The sequence below is a fragment of the Marinobacter sp. C2H3 genome (genome assembly GCF_037080155.1).
Taxonomy (GTDB): Bacteria; Pseudomonadota; Gammaproteobacteria; order Pseudomonadales; family Oleiphilaceae; genus Marinobacter.
On the sequence record NZ_JBBBNZ010000001.1, the window covers coordinates 502,397 to 521,625 of the forward strand.

Annotated in this window: 17 protein-coding genes; 10 read left to right on the forward strand and 7 right to left on the reverse strand. The window is 64.8% G+C overall.

Annotation, left to right across the window (positions count from 1 at the left end; all coding sequences use genetic code 11):
* Positions 1-11: 11 nt before the first annotated feature.
* The 4 genes from V3388_RS02200 to astB are packed head-to-tail and all read left to right on the forward strand — an operon-like array spanning position 12 to position 4,986.
* Complete coding sequence (locus V3388_RS02200) at positions 12-1,037, forward strand: arginine N-succinyltransferase (protein WP_336365880.1); 1,026 nt, start codon at positions 12-14, stop codon at positions 1,035-1,037.
* A 13-nt stretch (positions 1,038-1,050) separates the two neighbouring features.
* The gene (gene astA, locus V3388_RS02205; RefSeq protein ID WP_336365881.1) at positions 1,051-2,091 is read left to right on the forward strand and encodes an arginine N-succinyltransferase; all 1,041 of its coding nucleotides are present in this window, start codon (positions 1,051-1,053) and stop codon (positions 2,089-2,091) included.
* A gap of 42 nt (positions 2,092-2,133) precedes the next feature.
* The gene (gene astD, locus V3388_RS02210) at positions 2,134-3,609 is read left to right on the forward strand and encodes a succinylglutamate-semialdehyde dehydrogenase (RefSeq protein ID WP_336365882.1); all 1,476 of its coding nucleotides are present in this window, start codon (positions 2,134-2,136) and stop codon (positions 3,607-3,609) included.
* Between the two features lie 36 nt (positions 3,610-3,645).
* On the forward strand, positions 3,646-4,986 hold the full coding sequence (gene astB / locus V3388_RS02215) for an N-succinylarginine dihydrolase (protein ID WP_336365883.1): 1,341 nt from the start codon (positions 3,646-3,648) through the stop codon (positions 4,984-4,986).
* A gap of 36 nt (positions 4,987-5,022) precedes the next feature.
* Here the strand turns inward: astB and V3388_RS02220 are convergent, their stop codons facing one another.
* Positions 5,023-5,676, reverse strand: a complete 654-nt coding sequence (locus V3388_RS02220; protein ID WP_336365884.1) for a TetR/AcrR family transcriptional regulator — start codon at positions 5,674-5,676, stop codon at positions 5,023-5,025.
* A gap of 150 nt (positions 5,677-5,826) precedes the next feature.
* Here V3388_RS02220 and V3388_RS02225 point away from each other — a divergent pair, with 150 nt between their 5' ends.
* Both V3388_RS02225 and V3388_RS02230 read left to right on the forward strand, forming a co-directional pair.
* A complete protein-coding gene (locus V3388_RS02225; RefSeq protein WP_336365885.1) occupies positions 5,827-6,936 on the forward strand; it encodes an efflux RND transporter periplasmic adaptor subunit in 1,110 nt (369 codons plus the stop codon).
* The gene (locus V3388_RS02230) at positions 6,936-9,962 is read left to right on the forward strand and encodes an efflux RND transporter permease subunit (protein WP_336365886.1); all 3,027 of its coding nucleotides are present in this window, start codon (positions 6,936-6,938) and stop codon (positions 9,960-9,962) included. The genes V3388_RS02225 and V3388_RS02230 overlap by 1 nt, the downstream gene beginning before the upstream one ends.
* 58 nt (positions 9,963-10,020) lie before the next feature.
* Here V3388_RS02230 and astE read toward each other — a convergent pair whose 3' ends face one another.
* The 6 genes from astE to V3388_RS02260 form a co-directional block, all read right to left on the reverse strand.
* Positions 10,021-11,055, reverse strand: a complete 1,035-nt coding sequence (gene astE, locus V3388_RS02235; RefSeq protein WP_336365887.1) for a succinylglutamate desuccinylase — start codon at positions 11,053-11,055, stop codon at positions 10,021-10,023.
* A 28-nt stretch (positions 11,056-11,083) separates the two neighbouring features.
* Positions 11,084-11,824, reverse strand: a complete 741-nt coding sequence (locus tag V3388_RS02240) for an ABC transporter permease (protein ID WP_336365888.1) — start codon at positions 11,822-11,824, stop codon at positions 11,084-11,086.
* Positions 11,817-12,530 carry an ABC transporter permease gene (locus V3388_RS02245; RefSeq protein WP_336365889.1) on the reverse strand — a complete coding sequence of 238 codons (714 nt, stop codon included), beginning with the start codon at positions 12,528-12,530 and terminating at the stop codon, positions 11,817-11,819. Before V3388_RS02245 ends, V3388_RS02240 begins: the two co-directional genes overlap by 8 nt.
* Before the next feature lie 48 nt (positions 12,531-12,578).
* On the reverse strand, positions 12,579-13,334 hold the full coding sequence (locus tag V3388_RS02250; protein ID WP_336365890.1) for a transporter substrate-binding domain-containing protein: 756 nt from the start codon (positions 13,332-13,334) through the stop codon (positions 12,579-12,581).
* Between the two features lie 87 nt (positions 13,335-13,421).
* Positions 13,422-14,192 (reverse strand): ABC transporter ATP-binding protein, encoded by a 771-nt coding sequence (locus V3388_RS02255; protein WP_336365891.1) that lies wholly within the window; start codon positions 14,190-14,192, stop codon positions 13,422-13,424.
* A 35-nt stretch (positions 14,193-14,227) separates the two neighbouring features.
* Positions 14,228-15,016, reverse strand: coding sequence for an FCD domain-containing protein (locus V3388_RS02260; protein WP_336365892.1), 789 nt, complete (start codon positions 15,014-15,016; stop codon positions 14,228-14,230).
* Between the two features lie 274 nt (positions 15,017-15,290).
* Here V3388_RS02260 and dctP point away from each other — a divergent pair, with 274 nt between their 5' ends.
* From dctP to V3388_RS02280, 4 genes are all read left to right on the forward strand, one after another.
* Entirely contained in the window at positions 15,291-16,433 is a 1,143-nt protein-coding gene (dctP, locus tag V3388_RS02265; protein ID WP_336365893.1) for a TRAP transporter substrate-binding protein DctP, read from the forward strand.
* 99 nt (positions 16,434-16,532) lie between these two features.
* Positions 16,533-17,243, forward strand: coding sequence for a TRAP transporter small permease subunit (locus V3388_RS02270; protein ID WP_336365894.1), 711 nt, complete (start codon positions 16,533-16,535; stop codon positions 17,241-17,243).
* The gene (locus V3388_RS02275) at positions 17,240-18,784 is read left to right on the forward strand and encodes a TRAP transporter large permease (protein WP_336365895.1); all 1,545 of its coding nucleotides are present in this window, start codon (positions 17,240-17,242) and stop codon (positions 18,782-18,784) included. The genes V3388_RS02270 and V3388_RS02275 overlap by 4 nt, the downstream gene beginning before the upstream one ends.
* Before the next feature lie 19 nt (positions 18,785-18,803).
* Positions 18,804-19,229 carry a GlcG/HbpS family heme-binding protein gene (locus V3388_RS02280; RefSeq protein WP_336365896.1) on the forward strand — a complete coding sequence of 142 codons (426 nt, stop codon included), beginning with the start codon at positions 18,804-18,806 and terminating at the stop codon, positions 19,227-19,229.

Genomic DNA, 19,229 nt, shown 5'->3' on the forward strand with positions numbered 1-19,229 from the left:
ACGGAGACGTTATGTGGGTAGTCCGTCCGGCCCGCCCGGAGGATCAGAAAGCCATTCTCGGGATCGTCGGCGCCCGCAGTGCCCGGCTGTCCTCAACCCTGCCGGGCGAGCCCGGGCCCCTGGCCCGGCGCATCGACCATAGCCTGGCGTCGTTTGCCGGCAAATCCACCGGTGATGTGCCGCCCCGCTTCCTGTTCGTGCTGGAAGATGTCCGCACCGGTGAGGTGTTGGGCACCGCCGGTATCGACGCCCAGGCCGGCAATGGCGAACCCTTCTACAACTACCGCCGCGACGCGCTGATCCACGCTTCCCATGAGCTGGGGGTATCCAGCCGGGTGGACGTGCTGTACCCCAGTCACGGCCTGACCGATCACACCCTGCTCTGCGGCTTTGCGCTGGTGCCGGAATTGGTGGACACCGACGCCTTCGAGCTGCTGTCCCGGGCCCGGCTACTGTTCATCGCGAGCCACCGCCAGCGGTTTGATGACCACCTGATCGTGGAGATCCAGGGCGTGCAGACCGGCGAGGGCGACGCCGCCACCGTGCCCTTCTGGGACAGCCTTGGCCGGCATTTCTTCAACATGGATTTCCGCGAGGCCGACCAGCACTCCGGCGCCCTTTCAAAAACGTTTATCGCCGAGCTGATGCCCCCCAATCCTATCTACGTGACCCTGCTCAGTGAGGACGCCCAGGCGGCCCTCGGCGAGGCCCATGCCCTGAGCCTGCCCAATCGGGACCTGCTGCACCGGGAAGGCTTCCGGGCCGGCAGCTACGTGGATATTTTCGACGGCGGCCCCGTGCTGGAGGCGCGCACCGACAGCGTGCACAGCATTGTCACCAGCCGGGTCGCCGGGCTCCACGGCAGCCCGGACGAGCGGGGCGACACCTGCCTGGTGGCGGCGGGCGAGGGCGGTGAATTTCGCTGCACCCTGGGCCCGGTATCGGACAGCGTGGACAACCAGGCACGGGTGTCGGTAGACCTCTGGCACCGGCTTGGCTGCGGTCCCGGCGACACGGTTCGGCTGGTGGTGCTATGAGCAGGAGGCCGACATGCTGATCATTCGTCCGCTGCGCAACGGCGACCTCGACGACCTATACGCCATGGCGCTGGACGCCGGTAAAGGGCTCACCACCCTGCCGGCGGACCGGGATCTCCTGCAGAGCAAGATTGACCGTGCCACGGAGGCCTTCAGCCAGCGCCGGTCGCCGGAATCCGGGCTGTACCTGTTTGCTCTCGAAGACGTGAACACGGGCCGTGCCGTGGGCATCAGCGGCATCCAGGCCCGGGTGGGTCTGGATGAGGTGTTCTACAACTACCGCCTGAGCCAGACGGTGAACGCCTCCCGGGAGCTGGGGGTGTACGTGCGTACGCCCACCCTGCAACTGTCCAACGACATGACGGATAACAGCGAAATCTGCTCGCTGTTGCTGTCCGGCGCCTATCAGGGCGGGGGTAACGGGTTGTTGCTGTCCCGCTGCCGGTTTATGTTCCTGGACCAGTTTCGCAAACATTTCTCCGACAAGATTTTTGCCGAGATGCGCGGCGTCTCGGACCGGGACGGCCGGAGCCCGCTTTGGGACGCCCTGGGCAGCAAGTTTTTCGACATGGCCTTCAGCCAGGCGGATACCCTGTCTGGCTTGGGCAACAAATCGTTCATTGCCGAACTGATGCCGAAGTACCCGATCTACCTTCCGATGTTGCCCGAGGCGGCCCAGGCGGTGGTGGGGCAGGTGCACGAGAACACCGCGCCAGCCCTGCGGATGCTGCAGGCCGAGGGGTTCCACTTCAACGGCCTGGTGGACATCTTTGACGGCGGGCCAGTGGTGGAGGCGTTCATCCGGGACATCCGCACCGTGCGTGAGAGCCGCAACCGCTACGTGATGGTCAGCCAGAAGCCGTTGAACCTGGACGTGCCGGCTGCCGATCGGGTGATGGTCAGCAACCGGGCGTTCCAGGAGTTTCGGGTGACCACGTTGCCGTCGGCCTGCGTCGGGCCGGAAACCGTGCGTATGCCGCCGGAAGTGGCCGACGCCCTTCAGGTAGAGGGTGGCGATACGGTTCGGCTGGCGCCGCTGAAAGCCGGCGTCTGAAACAGTGAACGCACATCTGTACTGAACAGGGGGAACAACACGATGGCGAAACTCTCGGGCGAACTGTTTATTGGCGGTCTGTGGCTGACCGGCCACGGCCCCGCGCTGGAGTCCCTGCAACCGGTGACCGGTGACACGGTATGGGACGGCACCGGTGCCAGCCTGGAAGACGTCGATGCGGCGGTCCGTGAGGCTCGCCAGGCGTTCCTCAAATGGCGCCGGCGGACCCTCGCGGAACGTCAGGCAGTGATCGAGGCGTTCCGGGAACTGCTGGAGGCCAACAAGGAAGCGCTGGCACATCAGATTGGCCTGGAAACCGGCAAACCCCTGTGGGAATCCCGCACGGAAGTGGCCGCCATGATCGGCAAGGTGGCCATTTCCATCCAGGCCTACCAGGAGCGCACGGGGCAGAGCGAATCCGACGTTGCCGGCGGCCACGCGGTGCTGCGGCACCGGCCCCACGGTGTGGTGGCGGTGTTCGGCCCCTACAATTTCCCCGGGCACCTGCCCAACGGGCACATCGTGCCGGCGCTGCTGGCGGGCAACACGGTGGTGTTCAAGCCCAGTGAGCTGACGCCCGGGGTTGCCGAACTCACCGTGCGCCTGTGGGAAAAAGCCGGCCTGCCGGATGGGGTGATCAACCTGGTACAGGGCGGTGCGGACACGGGTAAGTCGCTGTCCGGCCACCCGGGGGTGGACGGGCTGTTCTTTACCGGCAGTTCCACTGTTGGCCACCTGCTGCACCAGCAGTTTGGCGGCCAGCCGGAGAAAATTCTGGCGCTGGAGATGGGCGGCAACAACCCGCTGATCGTGCAGGACGTGTCCGACATCGACGGTGCCGTGCACCACACGCTTCAGTCCGCGTTCCTGTCCGCCGGCCAGCGCTGCACCTGTGCCCGGCGCCTGCTGGTGCCCAAGGGACGCAAGGGCGACCAGTTCCTGGAGCGGCTGGTGGAAGTGGCCAGCCGCATCACCGTGGGCGAGTTCGACGCCGATCCCCAGCCGTTCATGGGCTCGGTGATTTCACCGGCGGCGGCGCAGCGTCTGTTGAAGGCCCAGCAGGCGACCCTTGAGCAGGGCGCCACTGCGCTGCGGGAGATGACCCTGGTGCGTCCGGATACCGGCCTGCTCAGCCCCGGCATCCTGGATGTGACCGGGCTGGAGCTGCCGGACGAGGAGCATTTCGGCCCGCTGCTCACGGTGTATCGCTACAAGGGATTTGACGAGGCGCTGGCGATCGCCAACAGCACCCGCTATGGCCTCTCCGCCGGCCTGCTCTCGGACGACCGCAAACTGTACGAGCGGATGCTGGAGGAAATCCGGGCCGGCATCGTCAACTGGAACCGGCCCTTGACCGGTGCCAGCAGTGCGGCCCCGTTCGGCGGTGTGGGCGCGTCCGGCAACCATCGCCCCAGCGCCTACTACGCGGCGGATTACTGCGCCTGGCCGATGGCGTCCCTGGAAGCCCGCCGCAGCGAGCGCCCGGACAGCCTGGCGCCGGGCCTGAACTTCGATTGAATGCCGGTTCTGACGGACCCACAGAGAGACACGGATATGAGCCAACACGCGGTAGAAGCCAATTTCGACGGGCTGGTGGGGCCGACCCACAATTACGCCGGCCTGTCCTGGGGCAATGTCGCCTCCAAGAGCAACGTGAACGCCGTTTCCAACCCCCGGGAGGCGGCGCTTCAGGGGTTGGCCAAGATGAAGCGGCTGGCGGACCGGGGCTACGTTCAGGGCGTGCTGCCGCCCCATGAACGCCCCCATGTGCCGACCCTGCGCCGTCTGGGCTTCACGGGTTCGGACGCCGAAGTGCTGGCATCAGCGGCCCGGAAGGCGCCGGAGCTGCTGGCGGCGGTGTCGTCCGCGTCCGCCATGTGGACGGCCAATGCCGCCACGGTCTCACCCAGCGCAGATACCGCCGACCACCGGGTGCACTTTACCCCGGCCAACCTCGGGGCCAAGTTCCACCGTTCCATTGAACACGTGGTCACCGGCCGGGCCCTGAAGGCCATCTTCAGCGACGAAGGCTATTTTGCCCATCACCCGGCACTGCCGCCGGTGGCCCAGTTCGGCGACGAAGGCGCCGCCAACCACACCCGCCTGTGCGCAGGCTACGGCGACCCGGGGGTGGAGCTGTTTGTGTACGGGCGCTGCGCCTTCAACGACGCGGCGCCGGCGCCCACCCGCTATCCTGCCCGCCAGACCCTGGAGGCCTCCCGCGCCATTGCCCGCATGCACGGCCTGCGGGACCGGAACCGGGTGTTTGCCCAGCAGAACCCTGCGGCCATTGATGCCGGGGTTTTCCACAACGATGTGATCGCGGTGGGTAACGGCAATACGCTGTTCTATCACGAGCTGGCGTTCCTGGACGAAGCTGCGGTCTTGGCCGACCTGCGCGCCCGCCTGACCGGCACGGACCTTCACGCCGTGCGGGTCTCGTCCGAAGACGTGCCCCTGGAGGACGCCGTCGCGTCCTATCTGTTCAACAGTCAGTTGCTGAACGCACCGGACGGCATGGTGCTGGCGGTGCCCGGGGAGTGCCGGGAAATCGCCAGCGTCAGCCGATACCTGGACGCGCTGGTGGGCGACGGCGGGCCGATCACATCGGTAGAGGTGTTTGACGTCAAACAATCCATGCGCAACGGCGGCGGCCCGGCCTGCCTGCGGCTCCGGGTGGTGCTGACCGACGACGAGCGGGCGGCCCTCAATTCCGGCGTGATTCTCACCGACAGCCTGTACGAACGGCTGACCGCGTGGGTGGAAGCGCACTACCGGGATGAATTGACGCAGGACGATCTGGCGGATCCGATGCTGCTGGACGAGGTCCACAAGGCCCTGGACGAGTTGACGGGTATTCTCGGCCTTGGGTCCATTTACGACTTTCAGCTCTGACCGGCGGGGGCTTTCCAACCTGGTCGATGCCGTCTTTCAGCCCTGGCTTACGGGATCGGGGCGAATGGACGAGGTCAGCATGTCCATGGTGTGGCGGATGAGCGCATCTGCCGGGAACGCCGTGGCGCCCTCGGCCATCTCCGCCTGGCACAGCATGATCACCCCGTGCAGGGCGCCGCGCAGATACAGGGCGGTCTGCTGCGGGCTCTGAATACGGGCGCGGCTGATGGTGCCATCGGCCAGCCCCCGCTCAATCGCCGCCTCCATCAGGGCCATCAGGCCATCCTTTGAACACACCATCTCCCGGATCTGCTGGTCGTCCGCCTCGGCCATCGCCGTCGAGGCGTGGGTGAGGGCGGAAAAATAGTCCGGCTGTTCCAGGTAAAACCGGTAGTAGGCCTCGCCCATGGCCCGGAGCTGGTCCAGCCCGGTGTGCCGGGTTTCCTTCGCCTCTTCAAACCGCGCCAGCAGGCTGTCTCCGGCGCGGATCATGATGCCCCGCTGAATCGCCGCCTTATCCTTGAAGTACACGTACAGCAGCGCCCGGCTCAGGCTCGCGGTACGGGCGATGTCGTCCATGGAGGTGCGCTCGTAGCCCTTGTCCGCGAACACCCGCTCGGCGGCGTCGAGGATGGCGTCGTGCCGGGCCTGCTTTTCCTGGGCCCGCCGGCGTTGCAATGGTTCAGTCATGGAATGTCCGTTGGTTGGCGCCTTCACGGCATGATACCCGATTCGCCATGAAAGCCGATTATTGACAAGTTGTCAAAGAATGACATTATGTCGAAATCGCCGACGGTTCACCGCCGCCGGCACCGATCATTCTGCAGGGACGATGCCGCCATGATCCGCTATCCATTCGCTTCACCGGCCCGAGCGTTGCTGGCAACGCTGGCCGCCCTGGTTTACCTGTTCGTGTCCGGCTGTGACGCCAGTCGGCCGGCCAACGCCGCTGTTCAGGCCGAAACGGCACCGCTGGCCACCACGGTGCGGGTGGCGGAGGTTTCCGGCGGGCAGACCACCGGCGTTCCGCTGCGATTCTCCGGCATTGTCCAGGCGGCCCAGCGGGCCACCCTGACGTTCCAGGTCAGCGGCACCCTGCGGTCGCGCGGGGTCACCCTGGGCCAGCAGGTGGCGGCCGGCCAGGTGCTGGGACAGGTGTACAACCCCGGTCTGGCCCCGGCGGCAGACTCCGCCCGGGCCCGTTTGGAAGAGCTGAACACCCAGTACCGGCAGGCCCAGCGGGAGTGGGAGCGCTCCCGCCAGCTGCGGGAACGGGGCGTGGTGTCCGAGCAGGCCCTGGAGCAGCTCGCGGCCCGCCGGGACGGCCTGAAGGCCAGCGTGGCAACGGCCGAGGCGTCCCTGGCCGAGGCGCACCGGCTGCTGGCGGAAAGCGATCTGAAAGCGCCGTTCCCGGGGCGAATCGAAGCGCTGCTGGTGGAGGAGGACGAGTTTGTCGCCGCCGGCCAGCCGGTCCTGCGGATGTCGGCCCAGGGGCGACGGGAAGTGGAAATCCGCGTGCCCGCCTACCTGCTGGATCAGCTCCGACTGGGTGAAGCCCTACCGGTGTGGCCGGTACACGACCGGCGCCTGCCCGCTGCCCGGGGGCAGATCGTTGAGATTGCCCAGCCGGGTGCGGTACGGGGTGAGCTGCACCCGGTGCTGGTCTCGTTGCCAGCGGATTCCCTCGACAGCGGCACGCCGGTGGAAGTGGAACTGACGCCACAGCAGCCGGAAGCGCTGACCGTGCCCCTGTTATCGGTGGTGCGGGGCCCCGGCGGCGCCAGCGTGTTCCGGGTGCGGGATGGACGTGCCGATCGCCTGCCGGTGAGCGTGCAGCGGGTCATCGGCGAGCGAGTGGCGGTAGCCGCCGATGGCCTGCAGGCGGGTGACCAGGTGGTCTACGCCGGCATGACCCGGCTGGTGGACGGCGACCTCGTGGAGGTGCGGTGATGACCGGCCTGTTGCTGCGCTATCGCCGGCTGATTGGGCTGGTGGTTACCATGCTGTGCCTGCTGGGCATCGCGGCCTATTCCACCATGCCCCGGCAGGAAGACCCGTCTTTTCCCTATCGGGCCGGCCTGATCTCGGTGAGTTACCCCGGCGCCAGCGCGGAAACGGTGGAGCGGCTGGTGTTGCAGCCGCTGGCGGATGAGCTGGGCCAGGTGGAGGAAGTGGATTTTACCCAGGGCACCGCCCGCAGCGGCGTGGCACTGGTGAACCTCCGCCTCCGGGATACCATCTACGACACCGATCCCGCCTGGGACCGGGTGCGCCAGGCCATGGAACGGGCCCGTCAGGAATTTCCCGACGACGTTGGTCAGATGACTCTGGACGACCGGCTGATCGACATTCCCACCATTGTACTGGCGGTCAGCGGGTCACCTTCGGTGACCGAGCTGACGGCGGCCGCTGAGCGCCTCAAGCAGAACCTGCTGGACCTTCCCGGGCTGTCCCGGGTTGAGCTGGACGGCGACGCGGACGAACAGATCACCCTGGCGCTGGACGATGCCGCCCTCTATCGGCTGGGCATTTCACCGGCGGCGGTGCTGGATACCCTGTCCCGACGCAACCAGACCATCCCCGGTGGCTACGTGGTGGTGGACGGCCGCCGGGTGGCCGTGCTGCCGAACAGCGAATTCACCAGCATCGACGCCATCCGGGCCACGCCGATTGCGCTCCCGGACGGCTCCCAGGTGCCACTGGCCGCGGCCGCCGAGGTGTGGCGTGGGCCGGCCGAACCCCGGCAACCGGAAACCTGGTATGACGGCGAGCGAGTCGTGCTGGTGTCGCTGATCATGGAAAAGGACACCACTGATGCCATCCGTTTCGGCGAGCGGGTGCGGGCCCGGGTGGACCAGTTGCGGGGTCAGATGGCGCCGCTAGAGGTGCGGGAGATGTTCTTCCAGCCGGATAAGGTCCAGCAGCGGCTGGATAACCTGGCCTGGAATCTGGCGGGATCGGTGCTGATCATCGTCGCGGTGGTGTTCCTGGGCATGGGGCTGCGCATGGGCATGCTGGTGGCGTCCATCCTGCCCATGGTGGCCATGATCAGCATCGGCCTGTACGACCTGGGGGGCGGCGTGCTGCATCAGGTGGCGGTGATCGGGATGGTGATTTCCCTGGGCATCCTGATCGACAACGCCATTGTCATTGTGGAGAACATCCAGGGCCATCTGGACGCCGGTATGCGGCGGCTGGATGCCCTACGCAGCGCCATCGGCGAGCTGGCCGGGCCGCTCGGGGCGTCCACCGGCACCACCCTGGCCGCCTTCGCGCCCATGCTCCTGTCCAAGGGCGGGGCGGCGGATTTCACCCGGGGCGTGCCGGTAATGATCATGCTCACGCTGTCCGTCAGTTATCTGCTGGCCATTTCCGCCGTGCCGCTGCTGGCCGCCCGGTTCCTCAAGCCCAGCCGGGGCAGCCGCCGGGACCGGGCTGCCCGACTCGCTGAGTCACTCGGAGCACTGGTGGCCCGCTACCCGGTGCGGCTGGTGATGCTCGCCGTGCTGCTGGTGGCCGGCAGCCTGGCGCTGGTGCCGCTGACGGCGCAACAGTTTTTCCCCAACGCGGACCGTCCCCGGGTGGTGGTGGAGCTGTACCTGCCGGAAGGCACGGACCAGGCCACCACGGCGGACGCGGCGGCGCAGTTGGAGCAGGTCATCCGCCGGCGACCGGAGGCGCTGGAGGTGCATCGGTTTGTGGGATTCACCGGGCCGAGTTTCTACTACAACCTGACCCGCGCTCCCCAGGCGCCGAACCGGGCCCGGCTGGTGGTGCGCACGCCCACGCTGGCGGACACCACCGGCCTGGTTCGATGGATTCGCCAGACGGTGCATACAGAGCTGCCGGAGCTGGACGTGACCGTGGGCATTCTCGGCCAGGGCCCGCCCCGGGCGGCGCCGGTGGAAGTGCGGATCTATCAACCGGATGAGGCTACCCGGACCCGGGCGGTGGAGCAGGTTTACGCGGCGCTCCGGCAGGTGCCGGGTACGGTGGACGTGCGCCACGATCTGGATCTGGGGGTGCCGTCCCTGGCCATTGACGTGGACGACGCGTCGGCGGCCCGCTACGGCCTGAACCGGTCAGACGTGGCCCGCTCGTTGTATGGCCAGAGCTTCGGGGTCGTGGCCGAGCGCTACCGGCAGGAGGACGATCCCATTCCGCTGGTGCTGCGCTCCCGGGAGGGGACCGCGCTGCCGCTGTCCCGGCTGCTGTCCATTAACGTCTATAACGGCCAGGGCGATGCGGTCCCTCTGTCCGAACTGGCGACCGTGGCTACCCGGTGGGAGCCGGCGGTGCGGACCCTTCGCAACGGCGTGCCGATGAACCTGGTGACCGCCAATCTGGAATCGGGCTACAGCTTCAGCGAGGCCCTGGCCGGCCTGAACGCGGCGCTGGCGGAGCAGCCTCTACCGCCGGGCACCCGCCTGGAAATGGGCGGTGATGCCGAAGGCTCGGGAGATGCCAACGGTGCGCTGCTGAAGGCGGCACCGCTGGGCGTGCTGTTGCTGCTGTTCTTCCTGTTGCTGCAGTTCAATTCGTTCCGGCGGGTGGGGATCATCCTGCTGTCCGTGCCGCTCGCCACCGTGGGCATCTTCCCGGGGCTGGTGCTGTCCGGCTCGCCGTTTGGCTTTCAGTCTCTGCTGGGGGTGATTGCCCTGGTGGGTATCGTGGTGAACAACGCCATTGTGCTGCTGGATGTGATGGACCGGGAACTGGCGGTGGGCCAGCCGATCCGGGACGCGGTACGGGCCGCCGTGGTCCAGCGCACCCGGCCGATCCTGCTGACCACGGCCACCACCGTGGCGGGACTGCTGCCGCTGGCGCTCTCGGCCAGCACCCTGTGGCCGCCCATGGCCTGGGCGATTATCTCGGGGCTGCTGGCATCGACGGTGCTGACCCTGCTGGTGATTCCAGCGGTGTGCGTGCTGGTGCTGCGGGCGCCGGTGCCGGAGCCGGAGAACGCGCCGGCCTGACCGGGGCGGCGCGTTTGTCCGTCTAACCACGCGGATCGGCGGGAGGCTTTTCCAGGGGTCAGTCTGGCCGGGGCCGCACCATCAGGGCCACCCGCTGGCCCACCGGCACCGCCCGGTTGGGAAACACCACGGACTCGGGCACCGAGCCCACCCGGTACTGCTGCTGGCCGTCCTCCCAGATTACCGTGCCCGGCGCGTACTCGCTGAAGTTGGGGGCGTCGTCCGGCACGTGGAATTCAAAACCGTCGCCGGTATTGAGCACTTCGTGCACCACCTCGAACACCGTCAGCCCGGCGCCGCTGGGCGCCGGCGACGGCTCGCCCCGAAAGCGTCGGCGCAGCGCCCGCTCAATGCCGGCAAACCGGTTCAGATCGTTCTGCCCGAACGGCATTACCTTGCCCAGCTCTACGGTAAAACTTTGGGCTCCCAGGTTGGACGAGGTATGGGAAGCGAAAGTGGTGCCCGCCTTGTGTTGCAGCAGCAGGGTGGGCACCTCGGCCTCCAGCAGGAAGCCGGCCTGGTCCGACGGCAGTTGCCGGCCGGGCACGTGGGGGTATAGCGCGAACTTTTCCCGGTGGGATGGGCGTATGGCGGTGTGCAGGTCATAGTGGCTGAGGGCCAGGCCGGCGTGCCGATGGGCAAAGGCCTCGCAATACTGTTCCAGCCGCGCAGCCCGTTCAGCCTCGCCGTTCCCCTGGTAGGCCGCCTGGCGGTGGGCGCCGGCAAACAGCCGGTTCAGATTCACCTGCAGAAACCGCTCGCCAGCCACCATCGCCGGCGGATTGCCGAGGATCAGCAGCAGCGGGCAGGCCAGCATCCAGCGCCCGTCGAGCAACTCCTGCACCAGTGCGTTGAGCACTTCGATGGGAGCGGTTTCGTTGCCGTGGATGCCGGCGGAGACAATCAGCGCCTCAGCGCCCGGGTTGTTGCGGCCGGCGGGCGGTGTCAGCTCCAGCAGGCCGATGTCGTGGCGCCGGATGTCGGTGCCGTCGGCCAGGGTGCCGGTCACCGGCGTGAGCGACTCTCCGGCCCGGGCCAGGGTGTGGGCGAGCCAGCCCGGCTCGCCGTCAAACAGCGTGTTGTGCACGTCCATCGCCACGTTTTCGCCCGTGTCGGGCGCCTCAGCCGGTGCTGCCGGCGGGGCGCTGGTGCTTGAGGAGGTGGTTTTCCAGCTTGCGGAAGGCGAACACCAGCAGGAAGGTGACGCTAAGGTAAATCAGCGCCACAAAAATAAACGCGTCGAAGGGCGCGTAGGTGCGGGCGTACACGTTCCGGGCGGCGCCGGTCAGGTCCACGATGGTGACCACGCTGGCGATGGCGCTGGCGTGGAGCATGAAGATGACCTCGTTGGAGTAGGCCTGGACGGCCCGCCGAGCGGCACTGGGCAGGACAATGCGCCGGGTGCGCATCCACCAGTTCATGCCGTAGGCCTTGGCCGCCTCAATTTCCCCTTCGGGCGTGGCCACGATGGCGCCCCGGATGATTTCGGTGGTGTAGGCGCAGGTGTTGAGCACAAACGCCAGCAGCGCCGGGTAGAAAGGCTCCCGGAAAATGCTCCACCAGAAGGTCTCCTGGATGCCGGGAATCTGAGCCACGCCGTAATAGATAATGTACAGCTGAATCAGCAATGGCGTGCCGCGGAACAGGTAAGTGTAGGCCCAGATGGGGCCCGACACCCAGCGCCGGCGGGAGGTGCGCAGGATAGCCAGGGGCACGGCGCACACCAGCCCGATGATCAGCGACAGGAACACCAGATGCACGGTGGTCACCAGGCCGCCCCAGTACTGGAGGAGGGTCATGGCGTCGAAGGTTTCGTTGCCGCTGAGCAGCTGCGTGAGCCAGTGGGTGAAGGCCTCAGGCATGGTCGGCCCCCCGGGCCAGGCCCACGTTTGCGCGGTTGTTCAGCCACTTGATGATCAGTTCGGACACCGCCGTCAGCAGCAGGTACACCGCCGCTACTGGAATGAAAAAGTGAAACGGCATGCGCTCGGCCTTGGAGGCTTCTTCGGCCACCCGGACCATGTCCACCAGGCCGATGATGGACACCAGGGCGGTGGATTTGAGCAGCACCTGCCAGTTGTTGCCGAGGCCGGGCAGGGCGTGGCGCATCATCTGCGGCAGCATGATGCGCCGAAACGTGTGCCAGCGGGTGAACCCGTAGGCGCGGGCCGCTTCGATCTGGCCAGTTTCCACCGCCAGGAAGGCACCCCGGAAGGTTTCCGTCATGTAGGCGCCAAAAATGAGGCCGATGGTCACCACACCGGAAATGAACGGGTCGAACTGGAAGAACCAGTCGTAGCCGTAGCGGTCGTAAATAAAGTCCGAGAGGTGGTTCACCATCACCTGGCCGCCAAAGTAGAACAGCAGCATCATGACCAGATCCGGCACGCCGCGGATCACAGTGGTATAGGCGGTGGCGATGCTCTTGGCGACAACGTTGGATGAGAGCTTGGACGAGGCGCCAAGCAGGCCGAGAAACAGGGAAAGGGCAAGGGACAGGAACGCCAGCTCTACGGTGACGACTGCGCCGTCCAGCAGTTCCGGGCCGTAGCCTTTGAGGTCGAACATGGAAGTATCCGGTCGGGCGGGGCGGCCGGCGTGGCCGCCCCTGTCACGTTACATCTTGACGTCGTAAGCGAAGTATTTCTTCATGATGGCGTCGTAGGTACCGTCTTCCTTGATCTTGTCCAGGGCTGCGTTGACCTTGTCCGCCAGGTCGGTGTCGCGCTTGCGCATGGCCACGCCAACGCCTTCACCCAGCTTGACCGGCTTGCCCACTTCCACGAAGGCGTCCTTGGTCAGGATGGTCTGCTCACCCACCGGGTAGTCCACGAAGACCACGTCCAGGCGCTGACCTTCCAGATCGAGGACCATGTCGTCCGCGGTGGTGTAGCGCTTGATGGTGGCAATGCCGCCGAAGGTTTCGGTGGCGTAGGTGTCCATGGTGGTGCCACGCTGAACGCCGATGATCTTGCCTTTCATTTCGTCTTTGCTGGTGACGTCGGCGTCGAAGCCTTTACGGGCAAACCAGCCGCCCGGGGTGTTGTAGTAGGGCTTGGAGAAGTTCACCCGCTCCGCCCGCTCGGGCGTGATGGACATGGAGGACATGATGGCGTCGAATTTGCGGGCCAGCAGGCCGGGGATCATCCCGTCCCAGGACTGGATCACGAAGTCGCACTTGGCCTGCATTTCCTGACACATGGCGGTGGCCAGCTCGACTTCGAAGCCGGTCAGGTTGCCGTTCTCATCTTTGTATTCAAACGGCTCGTAGGGTACGTCGAACGCAATGCGCACTTCGTTCCAGTCCTTCGCCTGGACGGAACCGGCGACGAGGGCGAGAGCACAGCTCGCGGCGACAAACAGTTTCTTCATGGGTCACTTCTCCAGTGAGTTGCCTTGTGGGCTTATCGTTGTGTTGGAAGTTTGCGGTTTGCTACCGATTCAAGATAGCACCGGTGATCAGAAGTTGGGAGCCAGGAACTGTTTCATCCGCTCGGAACTGGGGTGATCAAACACCTGCTCCGGGGTTCCCTGTTCTTCTATCACGCCCTGATGCAAAAACAGGACCTTTGTGGACACATCACGGGCAAATGCCATTTCGTGGGTGACCACAATCATGGTCCGGCCCTCTTCGGCCAGCCCCTGCATCACCTTCAGAACCTCGCCCACCAGCTCCGGATCGAGGGCGGAGGTGGGCTCGTCGAACAGCATGACTTCCGGCTCCATAGCCAATGCCCGGGCAATGGCCGCTCGCTGCTGCTGGCCGCCGGACATCTGGGCCGGGTAGTAGTCCTTGCGTTCGTAGATGCCGACTTTCTGCAGGTAGGCCTCGGCGCGCTCAATCGCTTCCTTTTTGGGGACCTTGAGTACGTGCACCGGTGCCTCGATGATGTTCTCAAGCACCGTCATGTGAGACCACAGGTTAAAGCTCTGGAACACCATGGACAGGCGGGCACGGATCAGTTCCACCTGGCGGTTATCGGCCGGGATGCGCTCGCCGCGACGGTTCTCGGTGAACCGTATCGGGTCACCGTGCACAATAATGTCACCGGAGGTGGGGGTTTCCAGAAGATTGATGCAGCGCAAGAGGGTGCTCTTGCCGGAGCCGGAACTGCCGATCAGGGACACCACGTCGCCCTTGCGGGTTTCCAGTGATACACCCTTTAGAACCTCGAGCTGATCGAAGGTCTTGTGAATGTCTTTACAGATCAGGGGCGCCTGGTCCGCCATGGGTGACTCCTGAGCGTTGATCAAAGGCGCCTGTTTTACGGACTGTGGCGGCGGAAATCAAGACCTGATTGCCCGCCCGGGTGCCCCGGGGGCAGCGGCACAGCGGGCACCGGCGCCCGTATCAGAGGCGTTCCTTCCCGTTCCATATCCCGCAGCGCATCGGCCACGAAGCGCACGTGGGCCATGGCCACTTTGCGTGCGGCCAGGGGCTTGCCGGCGGTGACCGCCTCGAACAGCTGGCGGTGATGCCGCTCGATCGTCTTGCGCATGGTCTCGCGGGGATTGAGGTTGGACACCGCCGCCTGCACCGTCAGCAGCATCATATTCTTCAGGCCGCTGAGCACATGCACCAGGATAGGGTTGTGGGAGGCCTCCACAATGGCCAGGTGAAAACCGTGGTCGGGCCGGGCGTTACTGAGGGGGTCGGTGTCTTCCAGGGCCCGGTAGGCCTTGGTGATGCGGTGCCGGTCCAGGTTGGTGGCCCGCTGGGCCGCCAGGAACGCGGCCTGGCCTTCCAATTGCTCGCGGACCTCCAGCAGGTCGTAAAGGGTGCGCGGGTGGCCCTCGAACAGGTGCATCAGCGGGCTGTGTTCGCTGACGTCAGAGGTGCCGGGCACCAGGCTGGCCACAAACGAGCCTTTGCCGTGGCGGGTTTCAATCACGCCCCGGCCCTGGAGCTCGTGCAGCGCCTCGCGGATGATGGCCCGGGACACCTGAAGCCGGGCGGCCAGCTGGCGCTCGGACGGGATTTTCTGGCCAGGTGCAAGCCCGCCGTCGAGGATCAGGCGCTCCAGCCGATAAGACACTTCCTGGGAAATCGCCATGGGGAATACCTGTTCTTGTCGTTTTTAGGGCCTGTGGTCAGACCAGTGCGGCGTTCACGGCAGGGAACAGAGGCCCTCGTGTCCAGGGCGCCGAACGCAGTAACTATGGCCGATTCCGGGCATTTCGTCTATTTGCGATGCCGGAAAAACTGGTCTGACCAGTGAGCCTGTGGCTGGACTAAACCGCGATTGGCGACGAATATTTTACCGGATACCGGCGCGGCCGGTGTTGCTCTGACGCTGACATAAAAACAACGCTTACGGAGACGTCTCAATGATTTCCATAATAAAGACGCGTAAACACAGTGACTCGGGCGAGAGCGCTGCGCCCCGTCGTCGCTTCCTGAAAACCGCGGTGACCGGCGCCGCCCTTGCGGGCGCGATGCTGTTCGGTGCCGGCCAGGCCCAGGCAGCCACGACCTGGAAAATCCAGTCGGTGTGGGACGCCGGCACGGTGGGTTACACCCTGTTCGAAGAGTGGTGTAACAGCATCAAGGAAAAATCCAACGGCGAACTGATTTTCAAACCCTACCCGGCCAAAGCCGTCGCCGCTGACAACAACGCGCTGTTCGACGCCGTTCGCAACGGTGTACTGCAGGGCATGAACCCGTTCACCCTGTACTGGTCCGGCAAGATTCCGGCCTCTGTGTTCCTGACCTCCTACCCGGCCGGTCCGGACCAGCCCGCCCAGTGGGACACCATGTTCTACTCCCTGGGCCTGTTGGAAAAGACCCGGGAAATATACAAGAAGTACGGCCTGTTCTACGTGGGCCCGATCCAGCACGACGCCAACATCATCCACTCCAAGAAGCCGGTCAACAGCCTGGATGACCTCAAGGGCATGAAGATCCGTCTGCCCGGCGGCATGGTGGCGGAAGTGTTCCAGCAGTTCGGCGTGTCCTCCGTGAGCCTGCCGGGTTCTGACATCTTCCCGGCGCTGGAGAAAGGTACCATCGACGCGGCCGACTTCGTAGGCCCGGCGGTGAACTACGAGCTGGGCTTCTCCCAGGTCACCAAGTACATCCTGTTTGGACCTCCTGGTGTGATGTCCATCTACCAGCCGGTGGACCTGATGGACCTGACCGTGAACCTGCGGGCCTGGAACGCGCTGGATCCGAAACTCCAGCAGTTGGTTGAGGACGAGCTGCGGATCTACTCCCAGAAGCACTACCTGACCATCCAGAAGCGTAACGTGGAAGCCATGGAGAAGTTCAAGGCCGACGGCAACACCGTTACCCGTCTGAGCCAGGAAGACCTCCAGAAGTTCCGCCGTGCCGCCATTCCCATCTGGTACGAGTGGGCCAACAAGGATGAGGACGCCAAGGCCGTGTTCCAGCTTGAGCTGGACTACATGATGAACGACCTGGTGGGCTACGTGAGCAAGGAAGACCTGGAAGCCGCCAAGAAAGAAATGTAATCGCTTCAATCAACAACAATAAACCGCGGGGAAGGGCAGGGAGCGCCTGCAAAACAGGGCTCTCTCCCTTCCCCGCGTTGCGACTGAAATGGTGACGCTATGTCTGATTTAAGTGACTTCGGTTTCGTGCTGCCGCACTGGTTCTACTGGGGCTGGCTGGCCATCATGCCGTTGATCATGATCGCCTTGGACCGCCGGGCGTCCAAGCGGGGCGTTCAGGCCATGGACAAGAACGCTGAGGCCAACGAAAAGCTTCAGCAGATCGAGGCGGAGATCTCCAAGACGATTCAGTCGGATTACCAGAACGGGCTGACCCGGGTGATCGACTGGTTCAGTGAAAAGTCCGGTCTCTTCATTGCCTTCTGGACGGTGAACGCGGTGGTGTTCTACTTCTTCGAAGTGACCATGCGCTACATCTTCAACATGCCAACCATCTGGGTGCATGAAGCCAGCTACCTGCTGTTCGGCATGCAATACCTGCTGGCCGGCGCCTATGCCATGCTCCACGGCGCTCACGTTCGGGTAGACGTGGTGTACAACCTGCTGCCGGTGCGCGGCCGGGTGGGCATGGATATTTTTACTTCCATGTTCTTTTTCATGTTCTCCATCGCCCTGGCCATCACCGCCTGGACCTTCTTCAAGGATTCCTACGGCATGGATGAGCGTACGGTGGAGACCTGGGGCATCCAGTACTGGCCGGTGAAGGCCATGATGCTGCTGGGCGCCGTGCTGATTACCCTGGCGGGCCTGTCCAAACTGATCAAGGACATCGCCCTGTTCGTGAAGCTTGGCCGGGAGCCGCAAGCATGAGTGCGACGACAACTGTTTCCAAAGCCGGCGACGGCACCAACCTGCGGGGCAAACTCGGCACCTGGCTGATGATCATCGCCACGGTGGCCCTGGGCTTCGTGATGTGTGTTGAATTCATCAACATCCTGTTCTACGACCCGTACAGCGACGACCACTTCCTGTTCAAGCTGGCCGGAAGCCTTGCCGGTGTGGACATCGGCACGCTGACCTACCTGATGTTCGGCTCCCTGCTGGTGGCCCTGATGGCGGGCCTGCCGCTGGCGTTCGTCACCGGCGGTCTCGGGGTGGCGTTCATCTACCTGGTGGGCGACGGCATGATGCTCAACATCATCCCCAGCCGTATCTTCCCGATGATGACCAACTCGGACCTGGCGGCGATACCGCTGTTCATCTTCATGGCGTCCATGCTCGAACGGGCGGGCCTGATCGAAGAGATGTTCAACGTGGTCTACAAGTGGATGGGCGGCGTCGGTGGCGGCCTGGCCATTGCCACCATTCTGGCCTCCACCATCCTGGCGGCCATGGTCGGCGTTATCGGCGCGGCTGTGGTGACCATGGGCATTATCGCCCTGCCGGCGATGCTCAAGCGCGGGTACGATCATAAGATCGCCCTGGGCTCGATCATGGCGGGCGGCACCCTGGGTATCCTGATTCCGCCGTCGATCCTGGCCATCCTGTACGCGGTGGTGGCCCAGCAGTCGGTGGGTGAGCTGTACCTGGGCTCGGTAATCCCGGGCATCCTGCTGTCCAGTCTTTACGTGTTCTACGTGTGGATCCGCTCCACCATCAACCCGCAGCTGGGCCCGCCCATTGCCAAGGAAGACCGGATCAGCTTCAAGCAGAAAATGGGTTTGCTGAAAGACCTGATCGCCCCGCTGATCCTGGTGTTCCTGGTGCTGGGCCTGCTGTTCGGCGGTATCGCCACCCCGGTGGAAGCCGCCGGTATCGGCTCCTTCGGTGCGATCCTGGTGGCCATGAAGCACAAGGTGTTCAGTGTCGCGACCCTGCGGGATGCCTCCGTGACCACCGCCAAGGCGTCCGCCATGGTGCTGTGGATCATGTTCGGTGCCTCCGTGTTCGTGGGCTTCTACATCCTTCAGGGCGGCCAGGACTTCATCACCCGGTCCATCCTTGGCACCGGCCTGCACGCCTATGGCATCCTGTTCCTGCTGATGCTGCTGCTGGTGGTCCTGGGCATGTTCCTGGACTGGGTCGGCATCCTGCTGCTGGCGGTGCCCATCTTCATCCCCATCGTCCAGGCGCTCGAGTTCCCCGGCCTGTTCGGTTTCCCGGCGGTTCCGGGTGACGACGTGGTGCTCTGGTTCGGCGTGCTGTACCTGGTGAACATGCAGATGTCGTTCCTGAGTCCACCGTTTGGGTACGCGCTGTTCTACATCCGCGGCGTTTGCCCCCCGGAAATCTCCATGGGTACCATTTTCAAATCGTCGCTGGTGTTCCTGGCGATCCAGGCATTCGGCCTGTTCCTGTGCATCCTGATCCCGGGGATTGTCACCTGGCTGCCGAACCTGGTTTACGGTTAAACAAGAGGAGTAACTGACTATGTTGACGATCAACCGGCTGGACATTGCCGACGCCCGCATTCTGATTGAAGGCGCCGCGCAGAAAGCCCGCGAGATCGGTGTGCCCATGTGCATCGCCATCGTGGACGAGTCTGGCAACCTGATTGCGTTCGAGCGCATGGACGGTGGCAAGATCACCAGCGTGACCATAGCCCAGGACAAGGCGTTCACCGCCGCGGCGGCCAAAAAGGCCACCCACGATTACAACAAGGTGAACGTACCCGGCAGCCTGGCGTTTGGCATCCACACCGAAGTGGGCGGGCGCATCAGCTCCGTGGGCGGCGGCCTGCCGGTGATCGTCGACGGTGAGGTGGTCGGGGGCATCGGTATCAGCTCGGGCACGCCCCAGCAGGATATGGACTGCGCCCAGGCCGGCCTCGACCATTTTGAATCCCAACGCAAGTAA

Excerpts from the sequence above, each read along its gene's own strand:
- V3388_RS02200 (WP_336365880.1), top strand. The coding sequence starts at position 12 with ATGTGGGTAGTCCGTCCGGCCCGCCCGGAGGATCAGAAAGCCATTCTC.
- astA (WP_336365881.1), top strand. The coding sequence starts at position 1,051 with ATGCTGATCATTCGTCCGCTGCGCAACGGCGACCTCGACGACCTATAC.
- astD (WP_336365882.1), top strand. The coding sequence starts at position 2,134 with ATGGCGAAACTCTCGGGCGAACTGTTTATTGGCGGTCTGTGGCTGACC.
- astB (WP_336365883.1), top strand. The coding sequence starts at position 3,646 with ATGAGCCAACACGCGGTAGAAGCCAATTTCGACGGGCTGGTGGGGCCG.
- V3388_RS02220 (WP_336365884.1), bottom strand. The coding sequence starts at position 5,676 with ATGACTGAACCATTGCAACGCCGGCGGGCCCAGGAAAAGCAGGCCCGG.
- V3388_RS02225 (WP_336365885.1), top strand. The coding sequence starts at position 5,827 with ATGATCCGCTATCCATTCGCTTCACCGGCCCGAGCGTTGCTGGCAACG.
- V3388_RS02230 (WP_336365886.1), top strand. The coding sequence starts at position 6,936 with ATGACCGGCCTGTTGCTGCGCTATCGCCGGCTGATTGGGCTGGTGGTT.
- astE (WP_336365887.1), bottom strand. The coding sequence starts at position 11,055 with ATGGACGTGCACAACACGCTGTTTGACGGCGAGCCGGGCTGGCTCGCC.
- V3388_RS02240 (WP_336365888.1), bottom strand. The coding sequence starts at position 11,824 with ATGCCTGAGGCCTTCACCCACTGGCTCACGCAGCTGCTCAGCGGCAAC.
- V3388_RS02245 (WP_336365889.1), bottom strand. The coding sequence starts at position 12,530 with ATGTTCGACCTCAAAGGCTACGGCCCGGAACTGCTGGACGGCGCAGTC.
- V3388_RS02250 (WP_336365890.1), bottom strand. The coding sequence starts at position 13,334 with ATGAAGAAACTGTTTGTCGCCGCGAGCTGTGCTCTCGCCCTCGTCGCC.
- V3388_RS02255 (WP_336365891.1), bottom strand. The coding sequence starts at position 14,192 with ATGGCGGACCAGGCGCCCCTGATCTGTAAAGACATTCACAAGACCTTC.
- V3388_RS02260 (WP_336365892.1), bottom strand. The coding sequence starts at position 15,016 with ATGGCGATTTCCCAGGAAGTGTCTTATCGGCTGGAGCGCCTGATCCTC.
- dctP (WP_336365893.1), top strand. The coding sequence starts at position 15,291 with ATGATTTCCATAATAAAGACGCGTAAACACAGTGACTCGGGCGAGAGC.
- V3388_RS02270 (WP_336365894.1), top strand. The coding sequence starts at position 16,533 with ATGTCTGATTTAAGTGACTTCGGTTTCGTGCTGCCGCACTGGTTCTAC.
- V3388_RS02275 (WP_336365895.1), top strand. The coding sequence starts at position 17,240 with ATGAGTGCGACGACAACTGTTTCCAAAGCCGGCGACGGCACCAACCTG.
- V3388_RS02280 (WP_336365896.1), top strand. The coding sequence starts at position 18,804 with ATGTTGACGATCAACCGGCTGGACATTGCCGACGCCCGCATTCTGATT.